The organism is Lactococcus sp. EKM203L (assembly GCF_011800585.1).
Taxonomy (GTDB): Bacteria; Bacillota; Bacilli; order Lactobacillales; family Streptococcaceae; genus Lactococcus; species Lactococcus lactis.
Map to the genome: position 1 here is coordinate 148,156 of NZ_JAALEQ010000001.1, position 23,901 is coordinate 172,056.

General features: G+C 34.1%; 45 protein-coding genes and 1 pseudogene. 39 read left to right on the top strand and 7 right to left on the bottom strand.

Annotation, left to right across the window (positions count from 1 at the left end; all coding sequences use genetic code 11):
- The 3 genes from HFD15_RS00785 to sufB all read left to right on the top strand — a co-directional run bounded on the left by HFD15_RS00785 (position 1) and on the right by sufB (position 2,636).
- Positions 1 to 483 (top strand): DedA family protein, encoded by a 483-nt coding sequence (locus HFD15_RS00785; protein WP_058208335.1) that lies wholly within the window; start codon positions 1 to 3, stop codon positions 481 to 483.
- Positions 484 to 598: 115 nt separating this feature from the next.
- Entirely contained in the window at positions 599 to 1,057 is a 459-nt protein-coding gene (gene sufU / locus HFD15_RS00790) for a Fe-S cluster assembly sulfur transfer protein SufU (protein ID WP_023188517.1), read from the top strand.
- A 166-nt stretch (positions 1,058 to 1,223) separates the two neighbouring features.
- Complete coding sequence (sufB, locus tag HFD15_RS00795) at positions 1,224 to 2,636, top strand: Fe-S cluster assembly protein SufB (RefSeq protein WP_004255207.1); 1,413 nt, start codon at positions 1,224 to 1,226, stop codon at positions 2,634 to 2,636.
- A gap of 204 nt (positions 2,637 to 2,840) precedes the next feature.
- Here sufB and HFD15_RS00800 read toward each other — a convergent pair whose 3' ends face one another.
- The 5 genes from HFD15_RS00800 to HFD15_RS00820 form a co-directional block, all read right to left on the bottom strand.
- Positions 2,841 to 3,995: a site-specific integrase gene (locus HFD15_RS00800; protein ID WP_238785256.1), complete on the bottom strand. Its 1,155-nt coding sequence runs from the start codon at positions 3,993 to 3,995 to the stop codon at positions 2,841 to 2,843.
- A gap of 105 nt (positions 3,996 to 4,100) precedes the next feature.
- Complete coding sequence (locus tag HFD15_RS00805; protein WP_167593521.1) at positions 4,101 to 4,634, bottom strand: hypothetical protein; 534 nt, start codon at positions 4,632 to 4,634, stop codon at positions 4,101 to 4,103.
- 154 nt (positions 4,635 to 4,788) lie between these two features.
- Entirely contained in the window at positions 4,789 to 4,992 is a 204-nt protein-coding gene (locus HFD15_RS00810; RefSeq protein ID WP_167593523.1) for a hypothetical protein, read from the bottom strand.
- Positions 4,993 to 5,006: 14 nt separating this feature from the next.
- Positions 5,007 to 5,594 carry a hypothetical protein gene (locus HFD15_RS00815; protein WP_167593525.1) on the bottom strand — a complete coding sequence of 196 codons (588 nt, stop codon included), beginning with the start codon at positions 5,592 to 5,594 and terminating at the stop codon, positions 5,007 to 5,009.
- Between the two features lie 12 nt (positions 5,595 to 5,606).
- Positions 5,607 to 5,975, bottom strand: a complete 369-nt coding sequence (locus HFD15_RS00820) for an XRE family transcriptional regulator (protein ID WP_129300328.1) — start codon at positions 5,973 to 5,975, stop codon at positions 5,607 to 5,609.
- A gap of 300 nt (positions 5,976 to 6,275) precedes the next feature.
- Here HFD15_RS00820 and HFD15_RS00825 point away from each other — a divergent pair, with 300 nt between their 5' ends.
- The 9 genes from HFD15_RS00825 (at position 6,276) to HFD15_RS14500 (ending at position 10,091) form a co-directional block, all read left to right on the top strand.
- On the top strand, positions 6,276 to 6,482 hold the full coding sequence (locus HFD15_RS00825; protein WP_129300327.1) for a hypothetical protein: 207 nt from the start codon (positions 6,276 to 6,278) through the stop codon (positions 6,480 to 6,482).
- 13 nt (positions 6,483 to 6,495) lie between these two features.
- Positions 6,496 to 6,756 (top strand): excisionase, encoded by a 261-nt coding sequence (locus HFD15_RS00830; protein WP_167593527.1) that lies wholly within the window; start codon positions 6,496 to 6,498, stop codon positions 6,754 to 6,756.
- Positions 6,757 to 6,764: 8 nt separating this feature from the next.
- Complete coding sequence (locus tag HFD15_RS00835) at positions 6,765 to 7,019, top strand: hypothetical protein (RefSeq protein ID WP_058223786.1); 255 nt, start codon at positions 6,765 to 6,767, stop codon at positions 7,017 to 7,019.
- Positions 7,020 to 7,066: 47 nt separating this feature from the next.
- Positions 7,067 to 7,306 (top strand): helix-turn-helix domain-containing protein, encoded by a 240-nt coding sequence (locus HFD15_RS00840; RefSeq protein ID WP_167593529.1) that lies wholly within the window; start codon positions 7,067 to 7,069, stop codon positions 7,304 to 7,306.
- 11 nt (positions 7,307 to 7,317) lie between these two features.
- Positions 7,318 to 8,139 carry a tyrosine-type recombinase/integrase gene (locus HFD15_RS00845; protein ID WP_167593531.1) on the top strand — a complete coding sequence of 274 codons (822 nt, stop codon included), beginning with the start codon at positions 7,318 to 7,320 and terminating at the stop codon, positions 8,137 to 8,139.
- 12 nt (positions 8,140 to 8,151) lie between these two features.
- Positions 8,152 to 8,910 (top strand): phage replisome organiser protein, encoded by a 759-nt coding sequence (locus tag HFD15_RS00850; protein WP_167593532.1) that lies wholly within the window; start codon positions 8,152 to 8,154, stop codon positions 8,908 to 8,910.
- The gene (locus tag HFD15_RS00855; RefSeq protein ID WP_167593534.1) at positions 8,907 to 9,650 is read left to right on the top strand and encodes a hypothetical protein; all 744 of its coding nucleotides are present in this window, start codon (positions 8,907 to 8,909) and stop codon (positions 9,648 to 9,650) included. Before HFD15_RS00850 ends, HFD15_RS00855 begins: the two co-directional genes overlap by 4 nt.
- Positions 9,647 to 9,817 (top strand): hypothetical protein, encoded by a 171-nt coding sequence (locus tag HFD15_RS00860; RefSeq protein ID WP_075070376.1) that lies wholly within the window; start codon positions 9,647 to 9,649, stop codon positions 9,815 to 9,817. The genes HFD15_RS00855 and HFD15_RS00860 overlap by 4 nt, the downstream gene beginning before the upstream one ends.
- Before the next feature lie 139 nt (positions 9,818 to 9,956).
- Positions 9,957 to 10,091: a hypothetical protein gene (locus HFD15_RS14500; RefSeq protein ID WP_255457134.1), complete on the top strand. Its 135-nt coding sequence runs from the start codon at positions 9,957 to 9,959 to the stop codon at positions 10,089 to 10,091.
- Here the strand turns inward: HFD15_RS14500 and HFD15_RS00865 are convergent.
- Positions 10,068 to 10,316, bottom strand: a complete 249-nt coding sequence (locus HFD15_RS00865) for a hypothetical protein (protein WP_167593536.1) — start codon at positions 10,314 to 10,316, stop codon at positions 10,068 to 10,070. The two genes, HFD15_RS14500 and HFD15_RS00865, sit on opposite strands and share 24 nt — an antisense overlap.
- Positions 10,317 to 10,666: 350 nt before the next feature.
- Here HFD15_RS00865 and HFD15_RS00870 point away from each other — a divergent pair, with 350 nt between their 5' ends.
- From HFD15_RS00870 to HFD15_RS00935, 14 genes and pseudogenes are all read left to right on the top strand, one after another.
- The gene (locus HFD15_RS00870) at positions 10,667 to 10,855 is read left to right on the top strand and encodes a DUF1497 domain-containing protein (protein WP_167593538.1); all 189 of its coding nucleotides are present in this window, start codon (positions 10,667 to 10,669) and stop codon (positions 10,853 to 10,855) included.
- A pseudogene (locus tag HFD15_RS00875) lies at positions 10,836 to 11,405 on the top strand (DUF658 family protein). Before HFD15_RS00870 ends, HFD15_RS00875 begins: the two are co-directional and overlap by 20 nt.
- A 10-nt stretch (positions 11,406 to 11,415) precedes the next feature.
- Positions 11,416 to 11,676 (top strand): hypothetical protein, encoded by a 261-nt coding sequence (locus HFD15_RS00880; RefSeq protein WP_063280201.1) that lies wholly within the window; start codon positions 11,416 to 11,418, stop codon positions 11,674 to 11,676.
- The gene (locus HFD15_RS00885; RefSeq protein WP_167593540.1) at positions 11,673 to 12,236 is read left to right on the top strand and encodes a DUF1642 domain-containing protein; all 564 of its coding nucleotides are present in this window, start codon (positions 11,673 to 11,675) and stop codon (positions 12,234 to 12,236) included. Before HFD15_RS00880 ends, HFD15_RS00885 begins: the two co-directional genes overlap by 4 nt.
- Positions 12,233 to 12,442 carry a DUF1642 domain-containing protein gene (locus tag HFD15_RS00890; RefSeq protein ID WP_167593542.1) on the top strand — a complete coding sequence of 70 codons (210 nt, stop codon included), beginning with the start codon at positions 12,233 to 12,235 and terminating at the stop codon, positions 12,440 to 12,442. The genes HFD15_RS00885 and HFD15_RS00890 overlap by 4 nt, the downstream gene beginning before the upstream one ends.
- The gene (locus tag HFD15_RS00895; protein WP_167593544.1) at positions 12,439 to 12,882 is read left to right on the top strand and encodes a dUTP diphosphatase; all 444 of its coding nucleotides are present in this window, start codon (positions 12,439 to 12,441) and stop codon (positions 12,880 to 12,882) included. Before HFD15_RS00890 ends, HFD15_RS00895 begins: the two co-directional genes overlap by 4 nt.
- Positions 12,875 to 13,246 (top strand): hypothetical protein, encoded by a 372-nt coding sequence (locus tag HFD15_RS00900; protein ID WP_167593546.1) that lies wholly within the window; start codon positions 12,875 to 12,877, stop codon positions 13,244 to 13,246. Before HFD15_RS00895 ends, HFD15_RS00900 begins: the two co-directional genes overlap by 8 nt.
- On the top strand, positions 13,243 to 13,578 hold the full coding sequence (locus HFD15_RS00905) for a DUF1140 family protein (RefSeq protein ID WP_167593548.1): 336 nt from the start codon (positions 13,243 to 13,245) through the stop codon (positions 13,576 to 13,578). Before HFD15_RS00900 ends, HFD15_RS00905 begins: the two co-directional genes overlap by 4 nt.
- Positions 13,579 to 13,596: 18 nt before the next feature.
- Positions 13,597 to 13,812 (top strand): hypothetical protein, encoded by a 216-nt coding sequence (locus HFD15_RS00910; RefSeq protein ID WP_167593550.1) that lies wholly within the window; start codon positions 13,597 to 13,599, stop codon positions 13,810 to 13,812.
- Positions 13,796 to 13,999 (top strand): DUF1660 domain-containing protein, encoded by a 204-nt coding sequence (locus tag HFD15_RS00915; protein ID WP_167593552.1) that lies wholly within the window; start codon positions 13,796 to 13,798, stop codon positions 13,997 to 13,999. The genes HFD15_RS00910 and HFD15_RS00915 overlap by 17 nt, the downstream gene beginning before the upstream one ends.
- Entirely contained in the window at positions 13,999 to 14,160 is a 162-nt protein-coding gene (locus tag HFD15_RS00920) for a hypothetical protein (protein WP_167593554.1), read from the top strand. Before HFD15_RS00915 ends, HFD15_RS00920 begins: the two co-directional genes overlap by 1 nt.
- 36 nt (positions 14,161 to 14,196) lie before the next feature.
- Positions 14,197 to 14,361, top strand: coding sequence for a hypothetical protein (locus tag HFD15_RS00925; RefSeq protein WP_167593467.1), 165 nt, complete (start codon positions 14,197 to 14,199; stop codon positions 14,359 to 14,361).
- A gap of 8 nt (positions 14,362 to 14,369) precedes the next feature.
- The gene (locus tag HFD15_RS00930; protein WP_167593556.1) at positions 14,370 to 14,861 is read left to right on the top strand and encodes a phage antirepressor KilAC domain-containing protein; all 492 of its coding nucleotides are present in this window, start codon (positions 14,370 to 14,372) and stop codon (positions 14,859 to 14,861) included.
- Positions 14,862 to 15,121: 260 nt separating this feature from the next.
- Positions 15,122 to 15,415: a DUF1359 domain-containing protein gene (locus HFD15_RS00935; RefSeq protein WP_167593558.1), complete on the top strand. Its 294-nt coding sequence runs from the start codon at positions 15,122 to 15,124 to the stop codon at positions 15,413 to 15,415.
- Between the two features lie 32 nt (positions 15,416 to 15,447).
- Here the strand turns inward: HFD15_RS00935 and HFD15_RS00940 are convergent, their stop codons facing one another.
- On the bottom strand, positions 15,448 to 15,693 hold the full coding sequence (locus HFD15_RS00940; protein WP_167593560.1) for a hypothetical protein: 246 nt from the start codon (positions 15,691 to 15,693) through the stop codon (positions 15,448 to 15,450).
- A 119-nt stretch (positions 15,694 to 15,812) separates the two neighbouring features.
- Between HFD15_RS00940 and HFD15_RS14505 the strand changes: the two genes are divergently transcribed.
- From HFD15_RS14505 to HFD15_RS01000, 13 genes are all read left to right on the top strand, one after another.
- Positions 15,813 to 15,941 carry a hypothetical protein gene (locus HFD15_RS14505; protein ID WP_255303390.1) on the top strand — a complete coding sequence of 43 codons (129 nt, stop codon included), beginning with the start codon at positions 15,813 to 15,815 and terminating at the stop codon, positions 15,939 to 15,941.
- Positions 15,942 to 16,097: 156 nt separating this feature from the next.
- Complete coding sequence (locus tag HFD15_RS00945) at positions 16,098 to 16,508, top strand: DUF722 domain-containing protein (RefSeq protein WP_167593562.1); 411 nt, start codon at positions 16,098 to 16,100, stop codon at positions 16,506 to 16,508.
- 135 nt (positions 16,509 to 16,643) lie between these two features.
- A complete protein-coding gene (locus HFD15_RS00950; RefSeq protein ID WP_167593564.1) occupies positions 16,644 to 16,907 on the top strand; it encodes a hypothetical protein in 264 nt (87 codons plus the stop codon).
- Positions 16,904 to 17,272 carry an HNH endonuclease gene (locus HFD15_RS00955; protein ID WP_167593565.1) on the top strand — a complete coding sequence of 123 codons (369 nt, stop codon included), beginning with the start codon at positions 16,904 to 16,906 and terminating at the stop codon, positions 17,270 to 17,272. Before HFD15_RS00950 ends, HFD15_RS00955 begins: the two co-directional genes overlap by 4 nt.
- 104 nt (positions 17,273 to 17,376) lie before the next feature.
- On the top strand, positions 17,377 to 17,802 hold the full coding sequence (locus HFD15_RS00960; protein WP_046782071.1) for a P27 family phage terminase small subunit: 426 nt from the start codon (positions 17,377 to 17,379) through the stop codon (positions 17,800 to 17,802).
- Positions 17,802 to 19,523: a terminase TerL endonuclease subunit gene (locus HFD15_RS00965; RefSeq protein WP_202982901.1), complete on the top strand. Its 1,722-nt coding sequence runs from the start codon at positions 17,802 to 17,804 to the stop codon at positions 19,521 to 19,523. Before HFD15_RS00960 ends, HFD15_RS00965 begins: the two co-directional genes overlap by 1 nt.
- A 13-nt stretch (positions 19,524 to 19,536) precedes the next feature.
- Positions 19,537 to 20,742 carry a phage portal protein gene (locus HFD15_RS00970; protein WP_167593566.1) on the top strand — a complete coding sequence of 402 codons (1,206 nt, stop codon included), beginning with the start codon at positions 19,537 to 19,539 and terminating at the stop codon, positions 20,740 to 20,742.
- Positions 20,705 to 21,289: an HK97 family phage prohead protease gene (locus HFD15_RS00975; RefSeq protein WP_167593567.1), complete on the top strand. Its 585-nt coding sequence runs from the start codon at positions 20,705 to 20,707 to the stop codon at positions 21,287 to 21,289. The genes HFD15_RS00970 and HFD15_RS00975 overlap by 38 nt, the downstream gene beginning before the upstream one ends.
- Positions 21,290 to 22,648 carry a phage major capsid protein gene (locus HFD15_RS00980; RefSeq protein ID WP_167593568.1) on the top strand — a complete coding sequence of 453 codons (1,359 nt, stop codon included), beginning with the start codon at positions 21,290 to 21,292 and terminating at the stop codon, positions 22,646 to 22,648. It abuts the gene before it with no gap.
- Positions 22,648 to 22,914 carry a head-tail connector protein gene (locus HFD15_RS00985; protein WP_167593569.1) on the top strand — a complete coding sequence of 89 codons (267 nt, stop codon included), beginning with the start codon at positions 22,648 to 22,650 and terminating at the stop codon, positions 22,912 to 22,914. The genes HFD15_RS00980 and HFD15_RS00985 overlap by 1 nt, the downstream gene beginning before the upstream one ends.
- Complete coding sequence (locus HFD15_RS00990) at positions 22,895 to 23,221, top strand: head-tail adaptor protein (RefSeq protein ID WP_167593570.1); 327 nt, start codon at positions 22,895 to 22,897, stop codon at positions 23,219 to 23,221. Before HFD15_RS00985 ends, HFD15_RS00990 begins: the two co-directional genes overlap by 20 nt.
- Entirely contained in the window at positions 23,211 to 23,546 is a 336-nt protein-coding gene (locus tag HFD15_RS00995) for a hypothetical protein (RefSeq protein ID WP_075070399.1), read from the top strand. Before HFD15_RS00990 ends, HFD15_RS00995 begins: the two co-directional genes overlap by 11 nt.
- Positions 23,533 to 23,901, top strand: coding sequence for an HK97-gp10 family putative phage morphogenesis protein (locus HFD15_RS01000; protein ID WP_167593578.1), 369 nt, complete (start codon positions 23,533 to 23,535; stop codon positions 23,899 to 23,901). The genes HFD15_RS00995 and HFD15_RS01000 overlap by 14 nt, the downstream gene beginning before the upstream one ends.

A 23,901-nucleotide genomic window follows, 5' to 3' on the forward strand; every position in this document is an offset into this window, starting at 1 on the left:
ATGCTTAATTGGGTCGCCTCCCTCCCACTTTGGTTGGCAACCACATTTTTATTTGTTGTTGTTTTCTTTAGAGCTCAATGTACTTTTTGGTTAGGAAAATTGAGTTATCATGGAATTTTGAAAACGAAGTGGGGCAAAAAACTTGAGAAAAATTCAGAGACTTCCGCTGGAATTTTAGCCATTCAAAAAATGGGTTGGCCAATTATTCCTCTGTCTTTTTTAACAGTCGGTTTTCAAACTGCTGTTCAATTTGGCGCTGGCCTAACAAATTGGTCTTGGTATAAATACACATTGGCTGCGATTCCAGGTTACTTAGCTTGGGGATTTATCTATGCCTCAGGAGGACTAAGCCTATTTCGTTCACTCGTTCAGGGTTCGATTGGCTTACTCATTCTATTTATCATCATCATTTTAGCTGTGGTAATTGCAGCAAACCTCGTCCTTCGTTATATGCGTAAAAATGGAATAAAAACGGATGATTAGAGAAAAAGAATAATCAAAAAGTTACTGACAGAAATTTTATAAGTCATTAAAGAAGGCTGTCAGTAACTTTTAGAATTTATTTTTATCAATATTAAAATAAAGAAAGTGTGAAAATGTGGCTTTATCTAAATTAGATAATCTATATCGTGCAGTAATTCTTGACCACTCATCAAATCCACGTCATGCTGGAGAATTACAGACAGGATGTATGGTTGACCTCAACAATCCAACCTGTGGTGATGTGATTCGCCTGACTGTTGAATTTGAAAATGATGCCATTTCAAACATTGCTTTTAGCGGTCATGGCTGCACAATCTCAACAGCTTCAGCTTCAATGATGACCGTTGCTGTTCTTGGAAAAACAAAAGAAGAAGCAAAAGAGCTGGCAACTATTTTTTCAGCAATGGTGACCGGTGAAACTGACGAACGACAAGAAAAACTTGGAGATGCTCAGTTTCTTGCAGGGGTTAGTAAATTTCCAGCTCGAGTAAAATGCTCCACTCTGGCTTGGAATGCCCTAAAAAAAGCCATTGATGTTGGTGAAGCACAAGAAACAGTAATTCATGGCGAATAGCTAAAAGTTACTGACAGATTTTTTATCAGTAAATAAAAACTCGTCAGTAAAACTGAGGAGTCTGTCAGTAAAAAGCGATTGAATTGAGCTTTTTATCAATGGATGAAGGATTTGTCAGCAAAGCTGACAAGTCTGTCAGTAATAAATATGCCAAAGAGGAAGAAAAATGACAGAAAATAGTACACAAGAAGTCGTCAAAGACCTCGAAGAATATAAATTTGGATTTCACGATAATGCAGAACTTGAATTCACAACAGGTTTAGGTTTGACCGAAGAAGTTATTCGCGAAATTTCTGAAACAAAAAATGAACCTGAGTGGATGTTAGAGTTTCGTCTGAAATCTTTTGAAGCTTTTAAAAAATTGGACATGCCAAAATGGGGCCCAGATCTTTCTGGTATTGATTTTAATGATATTGTTTATTATCAAAAACCATCAGCAAAAGCTGCGCGTTCTTGGGAAGACGTTCCTCAAGAAATCAAAGACACGTTTGAAAAAATTGGTATTCCAGAAGCTGAACGTTCATATTTGGCAGGAGCTTCTGCTCAATATGAATCAGAAGTTGTTTATCATAATATGAAAGATGAATTTGAAAAATTAGGAATTATTTTCACTGACACTGATTCAGGATTACGTGACTATCCAGAAATTTTCAAAAAATATTTCAGCAAACTCGTTCCACCAACGGATAACAAATTGGCAGCCTTAAATTCTGCCGTTTGGTCTGGTGGGTCATTTGTCTATGTTCCTAAAGGAGTCAAATGTGAGATTCCGATTCAAGCCTATTTCCGTATTAACAACGAAAAATCAGGACAGTTTGAGCGGACATTGATTATTGTTGAAGAAGGGGCGTCTATTCAGTACGTTGAAGGATGTACTGCACCAACTTACTCTGCAAGTTCACTTCATGCAGCAGTGGTTGAAATCTTTGTTGAAGAGGGTGGTTATATGCGCTACTCTACTATTCAAAACTGGTCAGATAACGTCTATAATCTGGTTACCAAACGTGCTGCTGCAGAAAAAAATGCGACGGTTGAATGGATTGACGGAAACTTAGGGTCAAAAGTATCCATGAAATACCCAGCCGTTCATTTGAATGGACCAGGAGCGCGTGGAACAATGCTTTCAATCGCTTTTGCTGGAGCAAACCAAAATCAAGACACAGGTGCTAAAATGATTCATAACGCACCAAATACTTCAAGTTCAATCATTTCTAAGTCTATTGCCAAAAATGGTGGAGCAGTCAATTACCGTGGACAAGTTACTTTTGGAAAAAATTCTAAAAAATCTGCTTCTCATATTGAATGTGACACAATTTTAATGGATGATTTATCAAAATCAGATACCGTACCATTCAATGAAATTCATAATTCACAAGTCGCCTTGGAACACGAGGCGAAAGTGTCAAAAATTTCAGAAGAACAACTCTATTATTTGATGAGTCGTGGACTTACAGAAAAAGAAGCAACTGACATGATTGTCATGGGCTTCATTGAACCCTTTACCAAAGAATTGCCAATGGAATACGCTGTTGAATTAAATCGCTTGATTTCTTATTCAATGGAGGGTTCTATCGGGTAAAATGATAAAGTATTGTTATGTCAACATTTTATGATTGTTTTTTTGTGAAAAACAATTCCAAAGGGGCACTAAAGGGGCAGATATTAATAAGTTAATTAATTAGTGATATATACTGATTAATTGACCACTGTGTTTGTGCCCCCCTAAAAGTTAATTATGCCCCTTGCAAATAAAAAGTGCCCCTTGTAATTGAGAGGCATTTTTTTATTTAATCTCATTTAGTTTTTTAACAATATCAATCTTAACATATTTTGTGACGTGTGAGTAAATGCTAAGAGTTGTCTTATAGTCGGTGTGCCCCACTCGATCCATTGCAGCGCTTAGAGGTATTCCAAGTTCTGCCAATAAAGCAATGTGAGAATGCCTAAAAATATGGGATGTAATATGCTTTGTTATTCCAACTTTTTCTGCAGCTCTCCTCACAACTACATTGAGAGTATCTAAGTCAACCGCAGCACCATTAACAGTAAAGAAAATATAGTTATCTTTATTAAAATCATTACCTTTCAAAGAACGATGAAGTTCTAATAACTCAAGTTGTTCTTGGATTATATTTTTAATGTTTTCTGAGATTGTTATTGTTCTGTAAGAGAACTCAGTCTTCGGAGTGGTTTTTATTTTCAACGCCCTGTCATAAGTGCCGTTAATTGTTACTGTCCCATTTTCCAAATCTATTTCATGAATTGTAAGAGCAGCTGTTTCACCATAACGAGCCCCAGTATATGCCATAAATTCTACAAAATTGGCAATATGCTCAACTCTTGAAGTTATTCTCAGAACAGAAAGAATTTTTTTAATATCACTTAATTCAAGATAACTATCTCGTTTTTCCTGAACTTCATTAAAAGTTTTTGTTTTTTTGGGAGCTTTTACAAAACTGGCTTCATTTACTTCAAGATAACCCATCCTAACTCCGAAATCTAGAATGGAGTGGAATCTTTTCTTGAAACCATTGTAGTAGCTATAGGCATAACCCTCGTCCATCATCTCGTTTACTAAATCTTGAATTAACCGGCGATTCACATTTCTAGCTTTTGCATTTTTACCGATTTTCTCTAATATACGATTATCATTTGCTGTTGTTCCACGAAGTGATGAGGCTTTGACCGTTGGAGACCAGTTCTTATAATATTCATCATATAAATCAACAAAAGTGATATCACTTCCTTCATTATGAGAAAGTATTTTATTTATTTTTTCAGTTAATTCTTTAAGTGCAATTTTTTGTGCTCGTGGTGTTTTTTTATCCAGGGTTACAGAAACCTTTTTTAATTTTTCCGTTAATGGGTCTCTATATCTTTCAAAATATTTGTATTTTCCATTTGGTAAATCTTCTATCCACATTTGATTTTTACTCACTTTCTTGCTAAAATTGAGTACAGTAAAAGACCTTCATTTGAAGTGTTTATACTGTACTAGATATTTAATCCACCCTCGTCCGACCAAAGATAGGGTGGATTTTTTTTATTGTACACTAGATGAAGATTGGGATGTACGTTCTTCATAAGTAGGAGCTTCACTCAATTCCGGTATATAGATTTCATAATCTGTATTAACACTTGCTTTGTGGTATCCCTTTGAATCCGCTTCTTTTTTCGTCATGTAGATATAAATGCTAGGGAGTTCTAAACCAGCTTTAATTTCAGAATAATACCGTCCATTAGTAGAGTTCACTAAAACATACCCTTCTGAAACCATGTGTTGAACAGCATGACTTGAATTTTCGTCATCATTTGTTTGATTTGACGACGATGAACTTGACGATGAACTTGACGATGAACTTATTGAAGAATGAGTTGTTGGTTTTTCAGGAACATAGTCTATTGCAGAATTTGAACTAATTGATGCTGGTGTTGCTGACGAAGATTCTGAAGTGGAAATAGGGTTATCGGCACTGCTTTTTGAAGCTACTATTTCATTTTTTTGCGTTGTAGACTGTTTTGCTTTTGAAGTAGATGATGAAGAAGTAGATTTTTTGATTTTTTTAGAACTAGACATAATTTTATTATTATTAAAATTATTTGTAGCTGTAGAATGACTACTATTGCTTAAATAAATGCCAGTTGATATTAAAAGCACTACTCCGATAATGATACCCCAAAACCAAATTTTTTTAAATATCGGTAATACCTTTTTCATATATTTTCTCCTATTATTTCTTAAACAAATCCCAAATTGAAAAAGTTGTTTTCTTATAAACTTTGTTGTAAACTGCTTTTTTCGGATTTTTAATCATCCCCACGCCCTTTTTTCCATAACCAGGAAGAAGGGCTTTTTTTACTTTACGTTTGTATTTGGCAGTTGTTCTCGCTTTAAAACTTTTTGTAAGGCTAGGTTTTCTCATTCCAAATTTCATAATATCTCCTTAATTTAAACAGTTCCGAATAACTGATGAAATTCTATTTCTGCCATATTATAGAAATTATGGCTTAGATGATAACGATCCAGAAATTGATAAATATTAACAGATTCAATCACATCAAAATAGCTAATATAATCTACAATGTATTCATGCATTTCTTGCTTATTAATACTGACTTTTAATTCATCTTCAAATATTTCAGTGATAGCTTCATGCATCTCTAAATATTCTTTTTTGATGATTGATTCAGCTAGTTCAAATGGTGATTCTGTTATATCTACAAACACATTAAAATATTCGTAGCTTCCCCCGTTAGCCTCAAATATTTCCCAAAGAAGAAGAACAGCTTCACGATTTGCTCTAACTTCTTGAGGATTTGTTGTATCATTCTCAGAACCTCTGCAGATATCTTTATTGATAACGTGGGAAAGCTCATGCGCAATTTTAAAAGCAGATATTTTGGTTGGATTATAAATCATCAACTTTCTTTTGATATTAACCATAGCATTTTTAGGAAAGCAATCATCACAAGTAATATGAATATTGTATTTTTCCATTTCTAAAAGAAGGTACTCTATCAATTCCTGTTTATTCATAGAGACCTCCGATTAGTCTGTTAGCTTATCGCCATATATTGCAAATAGCATTTTCTTCACATCATCACTGATAGGTTCACCATCAAAAGAAACCCACTCATTCCAGTCTATTCTGGGGTCATCCCAAGAGGTAGGCTTTTTCTCGCTGATCAATTTTTTCAAGTCAACTGGTTCATTAGTTGTTTTTGATTCTTCACGTCCAAGAAGATAATCAACAGAGACATTAAAATAATCAGCAACTTTTGTTAGTTTATCGGCACCAGGATTAGAAGTTTTCCAGCGTTTTAGCGAAGCATTAGCGAAGCCGAGTTCTTCTTCAAGCCTACTAATTGAAACTTTTCTTTGAGCTGCAAGCTCTTTTATTTTTTCATATAAATCCACTTGTATCAACCTTTCAGAGGGTACAAGAAAAATAAATTAGATTAAAAGACCGAAAATAGTTGACAAACACGGTATAATAATCTATAATGATTCTTGTAAAGGAAATTTGTTATTTTTTCAAACCAAACCTAAACTAATACTAAAGCAAACAGCTCCCCAGCAAGTTTCAAAAGTATTTTTTAGGCTCTTTAAACATGCCTTAATTATAGATTATTTAACCGTACATGTCAAGAGGAAATAGATTAAAAAACAAAAAATCCTTTGTGTTTTGTTTGAAATTAGTTTGAGAAAGGAGATAATATGACCGAAATTGCATTACAAAAGTATCGTGCAGCTATCGAAAAGTATAGAAAAAAAACAGGAATTTCAATTAAAACTATGGCTTTTGCGCTTGATGGAGTAAGTGAACAACAACTCCGGAATGCTTTGAATAAGAACGATGGTGGCCCAAAATCTGTTGAAATTTTAGCTAAACTTACAGATGCTTTCCCAATGGATTTAGTATAGAGAGGAATTTAATATGCCATACGCAAAAATAACCTATCTACCTGTAGAAAATGCAGAAGATGCAGAATGGTGTGACAAAAAACACCTTATGGAAGTCTGGCAAGGCTTATCAAAAGGCACATTAACAGCCTGGCTTACTGAAATGAGAGATCGACCTGAATTTAAAAAAGGTGTACTCAATCCAACTCACGGACTTGTATTTATCAATAAAGAAGTATTTAAAGAGTTTGTAGAGTGGAAAGAAGCAACTCGTTATAAGAGTTACAAAAAATAGGAGAAAACATGCTCAAAATTAAACTTTTAAATAAATCTGACCAACAGTGGTTAGAGGGTCGCAAAGATGTTGAAGCACAATTGGAGATTTATAGTTCAATCCTCAACGCAAATGACCGTGTTCGAGCTATGAAACAACCACGAGCACAGCCCAGTGAATCACTTGTTCATTATGCAAAAGAACAATCGCTTGGAATGTGGTTAGAAGAATCACCATTCTTTGCAGAAATGAAAAAAGCCCGCACTGGTAATGCGAGCTGGTAGAAAATTTTCCCAAAATTCTACCTCAATTGTAACAGATTGGAGGAAATATGGCTAATAATATTGTACCAAATCAAAAGCTAACACAACATGAGAGAATACTTCGCTGGTTTGATACTCATGCTTCATTGACAAGATGGGAAGCATTAACCTTTCTTGGAATTTGGGAAGCTCCAGCAAGAATTAGTGAGCTGAAAAAACAAGGGTATGATTTCCAAACGAAATTAGAGGGTGGAATCAGTGAGTCTGGCTATTCATTCCTGAGTGCTGTTTGGACATTAGAGAGATAGGTGGTTTATGGATGCTACAACTCAAGGAATATAAGTATTTTCTTAAAGATAATGAGTTAGGAAAAAATACTATAAAAAACTACCTAACCACACTTAGGCAGCTAGATGATTATATTGTTTCAAATGATTTTTCATTAGATAAAGAAACTTTGATTGAATTTAAGCAATACTTGAAAGATTTTCAATATAAATCTGGGAAAAATTATAAATTGAAAACAATCAATCAGAAACTTATTATTGTCAATGTTTATCTAAAGTGGTTAGAAACAGAAGGATATATTTCTGACAGATTATCAGTTAAGCTGTTGAAGAGCCAAACTAAGGAACATAGGGAATCAATAACTGAAGCTGATTATAAAAGATTGCTAAAAAATAGTACCACTGAAGAAATGCGACTTTTTATCTTAGTAATAGGTAATACAGGAATGCGAATTTCTGAGGTTTGTTCTTTTAAAGTGGAAGACCTCAATAAAAAAATAACAATAATAGAAAACAAAGGAAAGCAAAGAATTATCACAATTCCTCAATTTCTAAAAAAACAATTGAAAGCTTATGTTAAAAAAGCAAGTATTGAAGGAACAATTTTTTATAAGAATCAACGAACTTATCGAGTAAATTTGAAAAAAATTGCTGGTATTGCAAAAGTGAATAAAGAAAAAGTATATCCTCACTCAATCAGACATTACTTTGCTAAGTCGTTCTTGATGAACGGTGGAGATGCTACTGTTTTGCAGCAGTTACTTGGTCACGAGCAAATAGCAACTACCACAATTTATACGAAATTAAGTTCAAATGAACTGAGTGACCAGTTCAGCAAAATAAAAAATATTTAGTAAGGAACAAAAGTGGCTAAAAAAAGAATGTTTAATCAAGAAGTGGTTAGAAGTGATGAATTTTTAGATTTACCACAGTCAAGCCAGCTACTATATTTTCACTTTGGAATGATTGCAGATGATGATGGAATTGTCGCAAGTGTTGAACGTGAATTAAGATATCTTGGATTTGGGACTAGAGATGATTTAAAAATTCTGTTAGATAAGAGCTTTATAGATTTTACTACCGATGGAAAACTTGTCTTTATTATTCATTGGTTAAAAAATAATAATCTCAGAGTAGATCGTTATAGTCAAACAACTTTTAAAGAAGCTAGAAAAGAATTAGAAGCGAAAGGTTATCAATTCAAGAACAAAACTTTTGGTACGACAAGCGGTATACCAAAAGACACACAAGGCGCAGCCACAGATAAAGAGAAAGAAGAAGGTATAGATAAAGGTAAAGGTATAGAAGAAGATGTAGAAAGTGACACTGATTCTCTACTTTCTGATTATTTTAATACTTTTACTAACTTAGCTATTAAAAATAACAAGTTGCGTGAAGCTGTGAAAATTGAATTTATTAAACTACCAACATTCCAGAAGGAACAGGCGGTAACCGGGGCTAAAAACTATTCTGTGTGGTACAAACGAGAAAAAATTGATGATCCAACGGGTAAATTCTCTGTTAATGCTGTTAAGTTCATCAGTGGAGATAAAGAGACTTTTGATGATTTTCAAACATTACCAACCTCTGAACCACAAAATAGAAAAGCAGGTGGATATATTTGATTGATGAAGAAAAAGAAGCGATAGACCATTTTGCTAATTATGAAGTTGAAATCATAAAAGAAGGTGTTGGTGTATGTGGGGTTCATCATTGTAATTTATGGCAAGTTCAAAAAGAAGTTTTATCAATTGAGGGGAATTTTAAAGGTGGAGAAAAAAGAAATTATCAACCTCACTTTTGCCCTCAATGTCAAAATGAACACAAAGATAGAAGGCTTGTTGAGTATGGAGCATCACCAGAATATGGAACGGATGTGACTAAACCACAGGAAGTTGATTATTTTGAAAAGTTAAGATTACAAAAAGGGGTGGACCTTAGAAAAGATGTCATCGTTAAATATAATTACAGCGATGAACTAAGTGTGATTAACACAGATAATTTTGTCAAATGGATCATTGATAATTTAGGCCAAACTGTAAAAGTAAAAACAATACGGCCTGATAAATACACAGAGCAACGTAGAAATAGATTCATGAGCGATGAAGAAAAGCAAAAATTCTTAAAGCTAAAATTTGATATTGAAACTGCTGATATTCTTATTCTCAACTCACTTGCTGATTATGCGGAAAAAGATATTGATGATGTGAATGCTCTTCTATTGAGTACAAAAGATACATGTAGTCTTGTAATACTTTCAATCCCTGAAAGTGATTCTCGACTAGACCGGCTACCAATTCGTTTGAGAAACAGAATGAAAAAAGCCCAAATCATGAATATATCTAGTAAAGGAATTCAAAGATGACTATCTCAGAAATAATTAAAGATTGGGAATTGGCCCATTATCCACTTGGAAGAATTAAAAAGGAAAAACTAATGCTGAAAACAAATGATGAAATTATTTCTATTCTTGGTTCAATGGCAAGTTGGAAAAGCTTGAAAGGAATTGCTTATGTCAGTCCAATTGATTGAAAATGAATTCTGTGTTTCATGTTATCTATGTGGAAAGTATATCAAGGAATCTGAAATAATTCCTGATGAAACTTATCCAGCTTGTGATGAATGCGAAGCTAAATTAGAGTTTAAATAATTAATGAAAAGGAAAATATAAATGATTAAAGAATTAAAAAAAACAAGCGATATTGATGAAGCAAATCGCTTGTTGGAACAAGGTTGGGTGTTATTGGCAGAGAATATAAATGAATTTTTACTGGGTAAAAAATCAGAAACCAAACTCAGCAACTGATTCTTTATGGAGAATATCCTGCCATGTTTCAAGGTTAAATTTTTCATAAACAGATTTTTCAGCACCAACAGCAATCTGAACTTCACCAGTGATTCTAAGATTATGAAGATCCTCATAAGCTTTAGTATTTCCTGTTTGGATGATTGACCAACCATTTTTTAGTAGAGCATTAATTGCTTTTGTGTCAGTTAGTATTTCTACCTGATAAACATCTTCTAATTTCATGTTAAATCCTTTCATAAGTACGTTGCTAAATTTTAAACTATTAAAATTATAGCATAAAAAATGGGCTGATTTAATGAAAATAAAAGATAGCCTACAAAGGCTTTGAAATCAATGGTCTATAGGTAACATTTGAAGTTCCGAGTATACTATATATTTACCAATAGGAGCAATTCCGCAGTTCTCATTAATCCTAAGCGGATAGATTGAACTAAAGCAAATAGTTCAACTTTAAGTAAGACCATCTTGGGCGATGGTTCGTATTTAGTCAGCCTGAGCATGCTTTTAACTGCTCACCGCATTGCGGTTTAGTTTGAAATATATATCAAAAATATAAATTACGAGGTTCAAATATGGGGTACTACGATAAACGAAACGAAGCAAGAAGAATCAGTAAACTTGCAAGCGAGACAGTATCATCTGAACAAGAACGAAAAGAATTTGAAATGAATGCTAAGAGCAAATTTAACCAAGAAATGCAGGCCGAGTTTCACGAAAGAATTAAAAAATTAGGAGGAAAAAATGGTAGTAAAAGTCTTTGATGCTTATATTGAAGGCGAAAAAAAAGCAACTGGAACAATTGACGAGATAGCCGATTACTTTGATGTTTCCCGCAACTCCATATCCTTATGGATAAAGAATGGGAAAGACCCTAAAAAAGCTAACCCTAAATATAAGCACGCTATTTTGAATAAAGGAAAAACTAAAGAGCTTATGGAATAAAAGAAAAAAGAAGGACGTAAACTTCCCGCTTCTGTTTATGATTATTATGACAAAGGGGAATTCATAATGACAGGAACTGCTCGAGAAATTTCCCGATTTTTAAATATTAGCACAAATAACGTATATTCATATATCCAAGTTGGTAAGCACGCTTTTGATTACAGAAAAACAAGAAAACATGCGGTTTTAAATGAAGCAGAAACTAGAAAAAGATTCCCATTGCTTTCAATCTCATCAGAAGAAGAACTTATTGAAACAAAAGAAAAAGAACGTAGAAAACACGAAACAAAAGAAGAACGTAGATTGCGAAGAAATATCAGAGCGCAAATGGCAATCGAAAACTCAAGAAAAGAAGAATTAGGATTATAGGAGCAGGTAGATGAAACTAAGCGAATTTGAATCAGTCGGAGAAGTTGTTTTGGTTAAAGAACCAGCTTGGAGCACAGTACAGGCAAACCTCAACCAGTTTTGTGACTTAAAAGACGGAGATTTATTATACACAAAGAAAGTTGCTCAAGAGTACGCAAAAGCAAATTGTTGGGAGTTGATTAACTGGTATGTTGAAACTACTGGTGACGTTAACCACGCAGCAGAAATGAAAATATGGATGGATGATGAATTTGGAGGACACGAAAAATGACTAAAAATGATTATATTGAGAAAATCACTCAAAATTTAGAACATTTAACAAAAGACGAACTTAAAGATGTAAGTATTTTGACTACTGCTCAACTTGTAGTTCGTTCAAAATTTGCTGAAAGACAACAACTTGAACACGAAATAACAAATCTTACTCCCAAACTCCAACAGCAAGCCCTGCCAGTCGTGCCTGATTTCATCGGTAAGTTAATCAATACCTTTGGCGCCCCTGAAGATGGCAAGTATATTAACTATTCAGCAAGCTATCTTGAAAATCAAAAGGAATTAGATTGGATTGATAATCATCAAAAAACGTGGTTAACTGCTCTGCTCATTGGTTTCACGGTCGAAAAACCGCAGCTGTTCTATTTGAGAGATGAGTTAACCGGACAATTCCTTGCAAAGGATAATCAGTTTAAAAATGAGGATAGATACTTCTTTTGGACTGGAGCAGACCCACTTACGCATTCTATTGGCACTGCATGGAAGTTAACCTTCACCCAGCAAGAAATCGACAGCATGGAAACTGGGAGCTATGAACAGATTGAGGTGGCGGAATGAACGAGAAAAAATATGAAGTTGAATTTTTAAATAATGATGATGGAAGATTTTTACTTTTTGGAGGATTAGCCAATTATCATGAATGTTTTATAGAACAGGAAGAAAACAACGAAGGATATTGGCAACAATATTTCACTGAACAAGAAATTAAGTCAATTGATGAGCGTTACTGGCAGTTTGCTGTGCCTGTGGAGGACGGAGAATGAAAAGACAATTTGTAAAACTAAATAAAAATGCGACTATTCCAGAAAGAGCGACAGAACACAGCGCAGGTTATGATATTTCAGCAAGCGAAACCATTACGATTCAACCTGATGAAATTAAAATGGTAAGCACTGGGCTAGCTGTTCAACTTGGAGATGATGAAGTGTTGAAATTATACGACCGCTCAAGCAATCCAGTTAAGCGTGGCATTCAACTGATTAATTCAGTCGGAATTATTGATTCGGACTACTATCCTAACGAATTTAAAGGCTTATTTATGAATATCTCAAAAGAGCCTGTAACCATTTCTAAAGGTCAAAGAATAATGCAAGGGGTATTTGTTAAGTACCTTACAACTGACGATGACAACGCAAATGGAAAGCGTACAGGCGGTTTTGGCTCAACTGGGGATGGAAAAAATGAAGGGAGCGGCGATGAGTGATAAAAAATGTCCGAATTGTGATTATGAACTTGATTCATGGAATGACTGCGTTTCAGTTAATAATATTTTAGAATGTCCAGAATGTGAAGAACATTTTGAATTAAAGGCAGTTAGATTAAATAAACCCCAGCTCACGATTCCTAAAAGCATTGCGGATGAGTTGGAAAAATATGATTTTGAACTTACTAGTAAGGGTCTTATGTACAAAAATATGGGTGGTACGTTGGTAGAGTTTTCCAGAGTAACATATGATGAAATACCACAGTTAATTGTTCAAACTATTGCTGGTAATTATCGAATAGTATTCGCCTACCTAGCCGGCGAAGCCCTCGGAGTTGATTTAGTGAAAGTGGGGGAGGGATGACAGCGGAGGAAATCGTGCAGAACTACCAAATTAAGTTGATGAAAATTATATTCAAAGAAATTGATAGCCTGATGACAAAAAAAGAAAATGCAGATATTAACGCACATAAACTTGCTGAAAATGGGAACTCTGTCAGAACATCGGCGTATTGGAAATCAGTAGGGAATGCAGAATTTTATATTAAAGAGATTTACCAAAAATTGAGTGCTTTAGCAGAAATGGATAGGCTTTTCCATTGGTCTGATCGTTTACATCAAGAACAATTAAAATTTGTTAGTAAATATCCCAAAGTTATGGAAAAATACAGACAAACTAATATCGCTGGTCAATGAATGGTGGGGAGGGATTGAATGAAATCAAGCTGGAAGAAGCAAAGACAAGCAACTAAAAAACGGCAAATTAAGCTTCTAAGATGGCGAAATAATTTTGTCAGAAAATATGGATTTAAGAACGTTGCTGAATTAGGAATTAGAGTTAGTGAAGCTGTTAGAAAAATAGTTGAATCTTGCTACAACGCTCTAAAACAATTAACGAAAATGAGGACAACCAATGAAACTTTTGTGTAAGCTGTTCGGGCATAAGCCTGATTTTAATCCAGCGTATGATACTAGACCACATTGCATTAGATGTGATTGGCAAGATTTTGAGTTTGATAAATGGCTTCATAGACATAGCGCAAGATTAGAAGAAGAGTTAAATAAAATCAACCGCTCATACCTTGACGAGTCAGAGAACGTGTTCGGGGAGGAATGATGGCGGAATCAAAAAAACTTAATCAGATTTGTGATAATTGCAAAGGTAGATTTGACTTTTTGATGAGTAAGGATTATACGCAAAACCCACCTTATCCTCTTGGTCGTGAACTTTGTACTGCTTGTCTTATTAAAGAAAGAGAAAACAATGACAGAAGCTGAAAAATGGCTTGATAAACATATGGATTGAGGTGGGAAGTGGATAAAAAAATAAGAGATTACTTGACAAAATTTGTTATATTCTTAGCTGTTTTCATGACTGCTTCTAATATGATTAGTATGTTTTTTAAAAATGCAACAACTAGCGAATGGATTTTAACTATTGTTATTTCTTTAATCGCAGCATATCAAAATATGGATTGAGGTGGGAAGTGGATAGAATCGAAAGTATAACCTATGTTCCTATTGAAAAGAAAAATATAATTTTATCTAATCAAGAGATTTCTTACTCAGAATTTATAGAATTATTGAAACTTAATAATATAAATATGAGCAAAATAATGTTTTTGAAATTCATGAGAGATCGAAGGATAACTATAGATGAAAAAGGTAAATTTTATAACTTTCCTACAGCATTCTCAATTGAAATGGGAATAATGTTATTATCTTCGACAACAAAAGAGGATGTACAAAAATATATTCCTAAGATAACCATTGAAGGGCAAAAATATTTTATAGAGAAATTCCATTACATGATTGAGGATAAAATTCCGAATGATTTTAGTTGGTATATGAATAATGATATTCGAGGTAATCCAACTTTTGATTATTTTGGTAATCAAGGAACATCTAAAAGTAAAATATATGCGTTCAGAACTGGAAGTAGTAGTCGGATTAAATATATTGAAGACAATATGGATTGAACGCAAAAAAAGCCCAAGCTGACCAAGCTTGAGCTTCGCATGTAAAAAATAACACTTTTTCATTTTATTTTTGGTCATCAACATTATAGCACATATAACTATAATTCATACCAAAATAAAAATACCCGAACTGACCAGGTTCGAGCGCAAGAGTTAGTAAACAACTTAGTTCTATTATTATATTATGTTTATTATTTTGGTCAGCTATATTATATCACATACTGAGCTAGGAACTCGCTAAACTCAACTGGAGGAGAAATATGCCACAAGAAATTACTGTTGATTTTTCAGAACAAATTGTCGAAACCAAAATTAAAATTGAAAGACTTGAAAGCTTAATCCATTATGTTAAAAATCAGAAAAATGCTTTAGAACATTATAAAAAGAGTGATGTTCTTTTGACTGATAAAGTCGGATTAAATTTAAGTGGATTTACACAATGTTCTTTTAACGCTAGAGTTGGAACGCTCATCCCTTTGTTGGAGCAAAATATCGAAGATAATACGACTCTTATCCATGAGTTGGCTAAAGAACTTGGAATTGATATTAAGTAAACAAAAAAAGCCCAGTTTAGGGCATTCTTATATTATTCTGCAATTAAATCAGATATTTCAATTTGTCCTTCAGGATACTCAAATATATTTCCGTTCAGTACAAAGTTATTTTTACACTTAGGACAAGTAGCAGGATAGTCTGTGACGGTATATTGATATTCTGTTCCCATTGGTCTTTTATTATCATAATCTGATAAAAAATCATTGGTTGATAAGGGAATCGAAATGATATTTTTACAGCTTGGGCAAGAAGTAGAATGTTTGAAATTTACAGGCATATGTTTTCTCCGAATTCTTTTATAGGTAATAATATATTATTACAAAAAATAACAATTGTCAATTTGTTCTTATATCACATTTAGCAATATTCAAAGGATATAGCGTTAAATTCGTTGTAATGGAAAATAATTTAGATGATGTTATAAGTTTTGGGGAAAAATGCTTTCACATCAAAGATACTGGAACGGGCGAAGTAATATCTTTAAACGTGATGATTACCTTGTATTTTAGAAGAATAGATGAGTAAAAAAACAGTGTTTTAATAAAAATAAAAAAATACCTGTCAAACCTTTAGTGATAGAGGTTAACAGATATAAAGAGACTTTCCGATTATATTATATATTTACTAATAATAAGGGAGGTTAAAAAAACAAAATAAATAATAATTTTGAAAGGAGTAGAAATGCCAAAGATTGATAGACTGGATAGATTAATTCGTGATTATGTCAATGGAAATATTGATAAAAGAATTGAAGCTCGAATTGAACAATTAACTTATAAATCAAAGATTGATAATTTAGGAATCAGAACATCTTATAATGGAGATTCTGAACAATTACGTGCAGTATTATTAAAAGAACAAATCCAAGATGATGCATTAATAATACAACTCAAACATCAAAAATATCAAATCGAAGCATGGATTAATAGTAGCCAGTTTAATAACGCTCGTTCAATCTGTGAGGCTCGATGGTGTGATAATCTCTTTCAATGGGAGATAGAGCAAAAATATAATATGAGCAGAAGTAAAATTTATAAAGATTATCGAGAACTAAAAAATACAATAATGATGTGGTCAGGATTTGCTCCTTAAAAGTGCAAACATAAAGAACACAAAAAAAGAACATCACCTTATGTTTTTGATGATATACTTGTATTATATTATTTTGAAGAGAAAAAAAGACTGCCCTATCTGGTGGTCTTTTTTGTGTAAAGAAAGGAAATGCTTATGATTTCAAAAGTAAGAAAAACAATTACAGGAACAGAGTACTGGGATTCTGAAAATAAGAAAACTTTATTCGTTCCTGACGGTGAAGAGCTTAAGTTTGAAGTGGGCGAAGTAAAAGCTCAAGAGGTAGGACAAGGAGAGGTAGAAGGCGTTGAACTAGATAGCTTGACTATTCCTCAACTTAAAGAATATGCTGCTTCTATAGAAGTAGAGATTCCAAAAGAACTTACAAAGAAAAAAGAAATCCTTGAATTCTTGCAATGAAATATTGTGATTTCAACGGATGTGACAATAAGATAAACCAAGGTAAGTACTGTGAGGAGCATGTCAGATCTAAACGGCAACGCAAGAAGAAAGACATCTATCACCATGAGAACAAACCATTCTATCGAACGAAAGAATGGAAAGCAATGCGACAATTTATTTATGAAAAAAATAAAGGTTGTTGTCAACGTTGTGGTAGGTTCGTACATGGTAGACAGGCACATGTCCATCACATCATACCTATCAAGCAAGACAAGCTTCTTAAGCTTGAACCAAATAACTTAATGCTTTTATGTCCTAAATGCCATGTTATTGAAGAAAATGAAGATAAAGATAAAAAAGTCTTTCCGAATTATTTTTCTTGATAGCCCCCCTATCCAAAATAAAAAAATTTTTTTCGTTGGAGGATAGGGTAGATGGAGTCACAAATAAAGTTGCACAACTTTTAAAAAAAGAAAGGGGGTGTGAAATGGCAAAATTGTCGAAAAAGAAAAAGCTTGAAATCCTAGATATTGCAAGGGAAGAAGAGCGAGAAAGAATCATCAATATCTTAAAAGATGATGAGCTTTTTACACCTTCAATTTGTCCATTAATTGACAACTATTTGGATGCTTTTGTGATATATAAATCCATGTTTGATGAATGGAAAGCAAAAGGTTTTCCTGCTACAAAACAGCATAAGAACAAGGCTGGAGCAATTAATGAGATGAAGCATCCTCTTGCTCAATATGTCGAAACTTGGAACGACAAAAAAAACAAAATGCTTGATGCACTTGGATTGACTAATAAACGAAAAATTGCTCAAAAAGTGGAAGAAAACGATGGTAAAACGTCAAAAATTCAATCCATAAATGAATTACAGGCGCATCGTGATAAATGGAGGAATTCTGGGTGATCATTGAACCTGGGATAAATTATGCTGATCTATATGCCACAATGGTAATGCGTAATAAGTCCAAGTATCCCAAGTCAATTATTAAAGCAGTGAAGCGATATCGCAAGTGGAAAAAGCGTAAAGATATTTGGTTTGAAGTTGACCGAGCAAATGAAATGCTCGATTTTGTTCAATCATTCGTTAGGCACGTCAAAGGACCGCTTGCAGGTCAATTGATGGAACTCGAACTATGGGAAATGTTTGTTTTTTCAAATATGTATGGCTGGTATCATACCAATGAAAAAGGAAAAGATGTTCGTTTAGTTCGAGAATCTTACACACAAGTCCCTAAGAAAAATGGTAAAACAGCTATTGCAGCTGGTGCATTACTGTATGCCATGTATGGTGAGGGAGAACTTGGTGCAGACTGCTATACTGCTGCAACCGATTATGAACAAGCACAAAATGCTGCAGAACCCATTGCTCAAACTATCGAAAATGCTCCTGAGTTATCAAAAGATACTCAAATTTATAAAGGAGTGAATGGAACAATTAGCGGAGCATTATATCGCTATTCTATCAATGGCATTGTTTACCAAAATAAATTTAAAGTTTTAAGTAAAAATACTAAAGGACTTGAAGGAAAAAATCCATACTTTGTATTGAATGATGAGTTACATGCCCAAGAAAATATGGACATGTACGATAACTTGAAATCAGCTCAGATTTCTCGCGAACAACCAATGATGCTTAATGTTTCAACAGCAGGAAAAGGTTCATCATCAGTGGGAATGCGGGTCTATAAGTATGCAAAACAGGTATTAGACAATGATAATGATGATTCATTATTTGTTGCTATCTGGGAACCTAACAAAAATTTTGATTGGGAAGACCGGAAAGTTTGGGAGATGGTTAATCCCAATATCGGAGTCTCGGTTACACTTGAACAATTAGAAACAGAATTTAAAAAAGCCAAACAGTCAGCCCATTCTAAGGCTGAATTTTTATCTAAACATCTTAATTTATTTGTCAATAGTGCCGATAATTTCTTTGAACAAGAACAAGTAGAACATATTTTAGTTGACGATCTCGGAGATTTAACTGGTGAGACATGTTATCTTGGACTAGATTTATCAAGGACTACTGACTTAACTTGCGTTAGCATTAACTTTCCGACATTTAATGACGAAGGAAAAGCAATATTAAAAGTCAAACAAATGTATTTCATACCTATTGATAACATCGAGTTTAGAGAAAAAGAGGATAATGTTCCTTATCAGGATTTGGCTGAGAAAGGATTCGTTACTTTTTGTGATGGGAAGATGATTAATCAAGATCAGGTTCTTGATTATATTGTTGAATGTATGGATTTATATGATGTTCAACAATTGAATTATGACCCTGCTATGTCACAAAAATTGATTGAAAAGTGTGAGAATCTTGGAATAGAGTGTATCGCAGTTAATCAATATCCTACAGTAATGAACGCTCCTCTTGATGATGCTGAACGTATTATTTATGAAAAACGTTTATTTACTGATAATCCTCTTCTTGTTTATTGCGCTCTTAACGTAGTAGTTGTAACCAACATCAATGGGATGAAAGCTCCGTCGAAACGTCAGTCTAAAAAGAAGATTGATGGATTTGTGGCATTTTTAGTAGCCCATAAAGAAACAATGATGTTGCTTGATGATATTGATGAGGATGGAATTGATGATTTAATCAGCGATATTTATCGCTAAAGGAGGTGATGCTATGGGAGTTAGAGACATGTTTTCTAATTACCTTTACAAAAGAGCAGAAAAACGAGGCTGGGTACAAGATGCCTATAATCAATCGATTCGATACGGTGGTGTCTTTTCGAACGATGAGAACATTTTATCTTCAAGTGATGTTTACGAGTTACTTCAAGACATCAGCAATCAGATTGCCCTTGCAGATATTATTGTAGAAGATAGCAAAGGGAATGAAATTAAAAATCATCAGGCCCTTACAACTTTGAGGAACCCTAACAATTACCTGACAGGCTTTGAATTTATCAAATTGATGGCTAATAGCTATCTTTTAAATGGAGAAGTTTATCCTGTGCTGGATGGAGATCAGATTCATTTAGCTTCTAATGTTTATACAGAATTAGATGAAAGACTTGTTGAACATTTTAAAATTGGAGGTACGGAGATTCCACCATACATGATTAGGCACATTAAAAATATTGGTTCTAATCACTTGAAGGGTGTCGGGATTTTAGATATTGGGAAAGACACTTTAAATGGTGTTATGAGTGCTGAAAAGGTTCTGACGGACAAATACTCTAAAGGAGGATTACTTGCGTTCATGCTGAAACTGGATGCGCATATCAACCCTCAAAATGCTGCTCAGTCAAAATTTATTAAGGCTATTCTAGATCAATTAGAAGGAATTGATGATTCAAGGACAATAAAAATGATTCCTTTAGGGAAAGGGTATTCCATTGAGACATTGAAAAGTCCAATTGAAGATGAAAAAATCCTTGCCTATCTTAACGTTTATAAAAAGGATTTAGGAAAATTCCTAGGTGTAAACGTTGAGACTTACACTGCTTTATTGAAAAGTGACCTTGAAAAAGGAATGATGTATTTACACAATAAGGCGGTCAAGCATGTTATGAAAAACTTTGGAGAGCATTTGACTCTTCTTTTTTTGGGAAAAAATTCGGATAAAAAAATTAAGTTCAAAATTAATATTCTTGACTTTGTGCCTTATAGTACTAAAACAAATATTGGATATAACATCGTCCGCACAGGAATCACTTCTCCGGATAATGTGGCTGATATGCTTGGATTTCCTAAACAAAATACACCAGAGACTCAAGCCATTTATATTTCAAATGACTTGTCTAAAATTGGAGAGAAACAAGCTACAGATGATTCCTTGAAAGGGGGTGATGAAAATAGCAAAGAAAAAGGAAACGAGGGTCTTTAATATCTCTCAACTCAGTACACGAGCTGAGGGAGAAGAAAAAGCAGTTGCAATTGAAGGTTATGCGGCTGTTTTTAATTCTAAAACTAGTATTGGTGGTTGGTTTGATGAAGTCATTGAACCTGGCGCATTCTCAAGGTCACTATCTGATAATGGAGACATTAGGGCTTTATTCAATCACAATTGGGACAACGTACTAGGGCGTACAAAGAGCCAAACATTGGAGCTTAGAGAGGATGAAAAGGGTTTAAACTTCAAAGTCGAGTTGCCCGACACTTCTGTTGCTCGCGATTTAACAATAAGCATGGAACGTGGAGACATCAATCAATGTTCTTTTGGATTCTTTATTACAGACGAAGAATGGAACTATAATGTGGAACCAGCGCTTCGAACAATTAAAGAAGTTGAACTATTTGAAATTTCGATTGTGTCTATCCCAGCTTATGATGATACTGAGGCTTCGCTTGTTCGAAGCAAAGAAATTGGAAAGAGCATTGAAGCTCGTACAAAATTAATCAAACAAATTGATTCTATCTTGGAGGAAAAATAAATGAACAAAAAATTACTACTCGCATTACAAAACCGCAATAAATCACGACTTACAGAACTTCGAGGACTTGTTGAAAATCCTGAGACTCGTGCAGAAGATTTGACTGCTATTCAAGATGAAATTGCAACAATCACAGAGGAACTTCAAAATGTTGCGGATGAACTTGCTGCTTTGGAAGATGATACCACAGATGCTGGGGATAACTCAGATTCTAGTGATACTGCAAATGATGATACTGCTCGAGACGGTGAACCAGACGAAGGAGAACCTACTGACGAAAATCGTTCGGCTACTCCAGAAGAACGTGTAGCAGTTTTAGAAGCAATCGGGAGTGCCTTGTCTACTCGTAATGCAAAATCAACTAAAACACGGGAAAAAGAAATTCGTTCAGCATTTGCAAATTTCGTTGTTGGAAATATTTCTGAATCAGAAGCACGTTCATTGGGTATTGAAACTGGAAATGGTTCAGTAACCGTTCCCGAAGTTATTGCTAGTGAAGTAATCGCTTATGCTCAAGAAGAAAATCTTCTTCGTAAATACGGAACAGTGGTTCGTACTAAAGGTGATGTAAAATATCCAGTACTTGTTAAAAAAGCAACTGCCAACGTTTCTAAAAAAGAGCGTGGAAAAACTGATGAGATTCCAGAGACTGAAATTGAATTTGATGAAATCTTACTTGATCCAGCAGAATTTGACGCACTTGCAACAGTTACTAAGAAACTTCTTGCAATGTCAGGCGCACCAATTGAGAACATTGTTATTGACGAACTAAAGAAAGCCTATGTTCGCAAAGAAACAAATTATATGTTTAATGGTAATGATTCTGGAAATGAAAACCCTGGGGCTTTGGCGAAAAAAGCTGTTGCTTTTTCACCAAGTGTTGCGGTTGACTTGAAAGCTGCAGATGCTGGTCAAAAAATGTATGATGCATTAATTGAAATGAAAAATACTCCAGTTACTGAAGTGATGAAAAAAGGGCGTTGGATCATCAACCGTGCAGCGTTGACTCTTGTTGAGAAAATGAAAACTACTGACGGGTTCCCGCTCCTTCGTCCAATGACACAAGCAGAAGGTGGAATTGGAAACACGCTTGTTGGTTATCCTATGGAGTTCACAGACTCTGCTGATAATACAACTTCGTCCGATGTTCCAGTACTTTATTTTGGAGATTTCTCATCATTCCATATTCAAGATGTTATTGGTGCAATGACCATGCAGAAACTCGTTGAGAAATATTCAGGAACGAATCGAGTTGGATTCCAAATTTACAACTTGCTTGACGGCCAATTGATTTACTCACCATTTGAGCCAACTGTTTACCGATATGAACTTAGCGCATCTACTGGAGGGACTCATTAATGGAAGAACCGGACTTAGTTGAAAAACTAAAGTCTCATCTACGATTTGAGGAGGGAATGGACAATTCCCTTCTTTCTTTTTATATTGATAATGCTAAAGATTATGTTACAAAAGCAACAGGAAGCGAAAAAGAATATTTAGTTATTATGGTTGCTGGAATCATGTTTGAATATCGAGTATCAGAGAAAGAATTAGGTGAGGCTTTAGATGCACTGACTCCATTCTTTGTTCAGGAGGCGTTTTCAGATGAAGAAACAGATAAATAATTCAAGATGGAAAGCAGTCCTTATGTCTATTTCAAATGATGAATTGGATGAGAATGATCGGCCACAAACCATTAGAAAAAAGAAACGTGATATTTTTTATCAGGATATTGGGATAACCGCTCAGGAAAAGTTTTTATCTAAGCAAGATAAAACAGAAGTCGTTCGTAGAATAAAAGTAAGGTGGGATAAAGGTATCACAGAAAAAAACTCGGGTATTCAAATAGATTCGATTGATTATAATATCGAAAGAATTTATACGAACGTTGATACACGAGAAATGGAGTTGAGTTTATCATATGTCAATTAATTTAAATGAATTAAAAACTATTTTAAAATCAGTTAATCCTCGTGTCTATCGTGACCAGGCTCCGAATAATACTGATTATCCTTATATCGTTTATTCCAATATATCTATTGGAAAGAAAAAAGCCTCTAGTAAACTATTTAAATTAATGCCACTGTATCAGGTTTCCTTATTTACTTTAGGAACAGAGAGTGATGTTATTCCTTTGGAGAAAGCATTATCTAACATTCCACATCCAGATTTTTTTGGAGTTCAAGGAGATGAAAATGATGATACAGTTACAAATTTCTACACTCAAGTAAGGGTGGTGGAAGATAGTGAACAATAATAACGGGTTTCAAGAAATGGCAGATTATACTAGCCGTTTAGCGAAAGTTGATCCAGTTGAAATAACGCTAGAATCACTTAATGATGCCGCTGAATATTTTGTTGAAAAACTAGTTCCAGTAATTCCTAAATCATTGATGAAAAAAGAACACATGCGTGATCATATTCTAATAGAAGTTTCGGAAGATAAAGTAACTGTCTCTTTTGAAGGGACTTCGTTTTATTGGAGATTTATTGAAAACGGAACTAAAAAAATTAAAGCAGCACATTTTGTTGAGGGGACTTGGCAGCAACAAAAATCAAATATTGAGGATATTATGACTCAAAAATTATTAAAGAAATTGGAAGGTAACTAA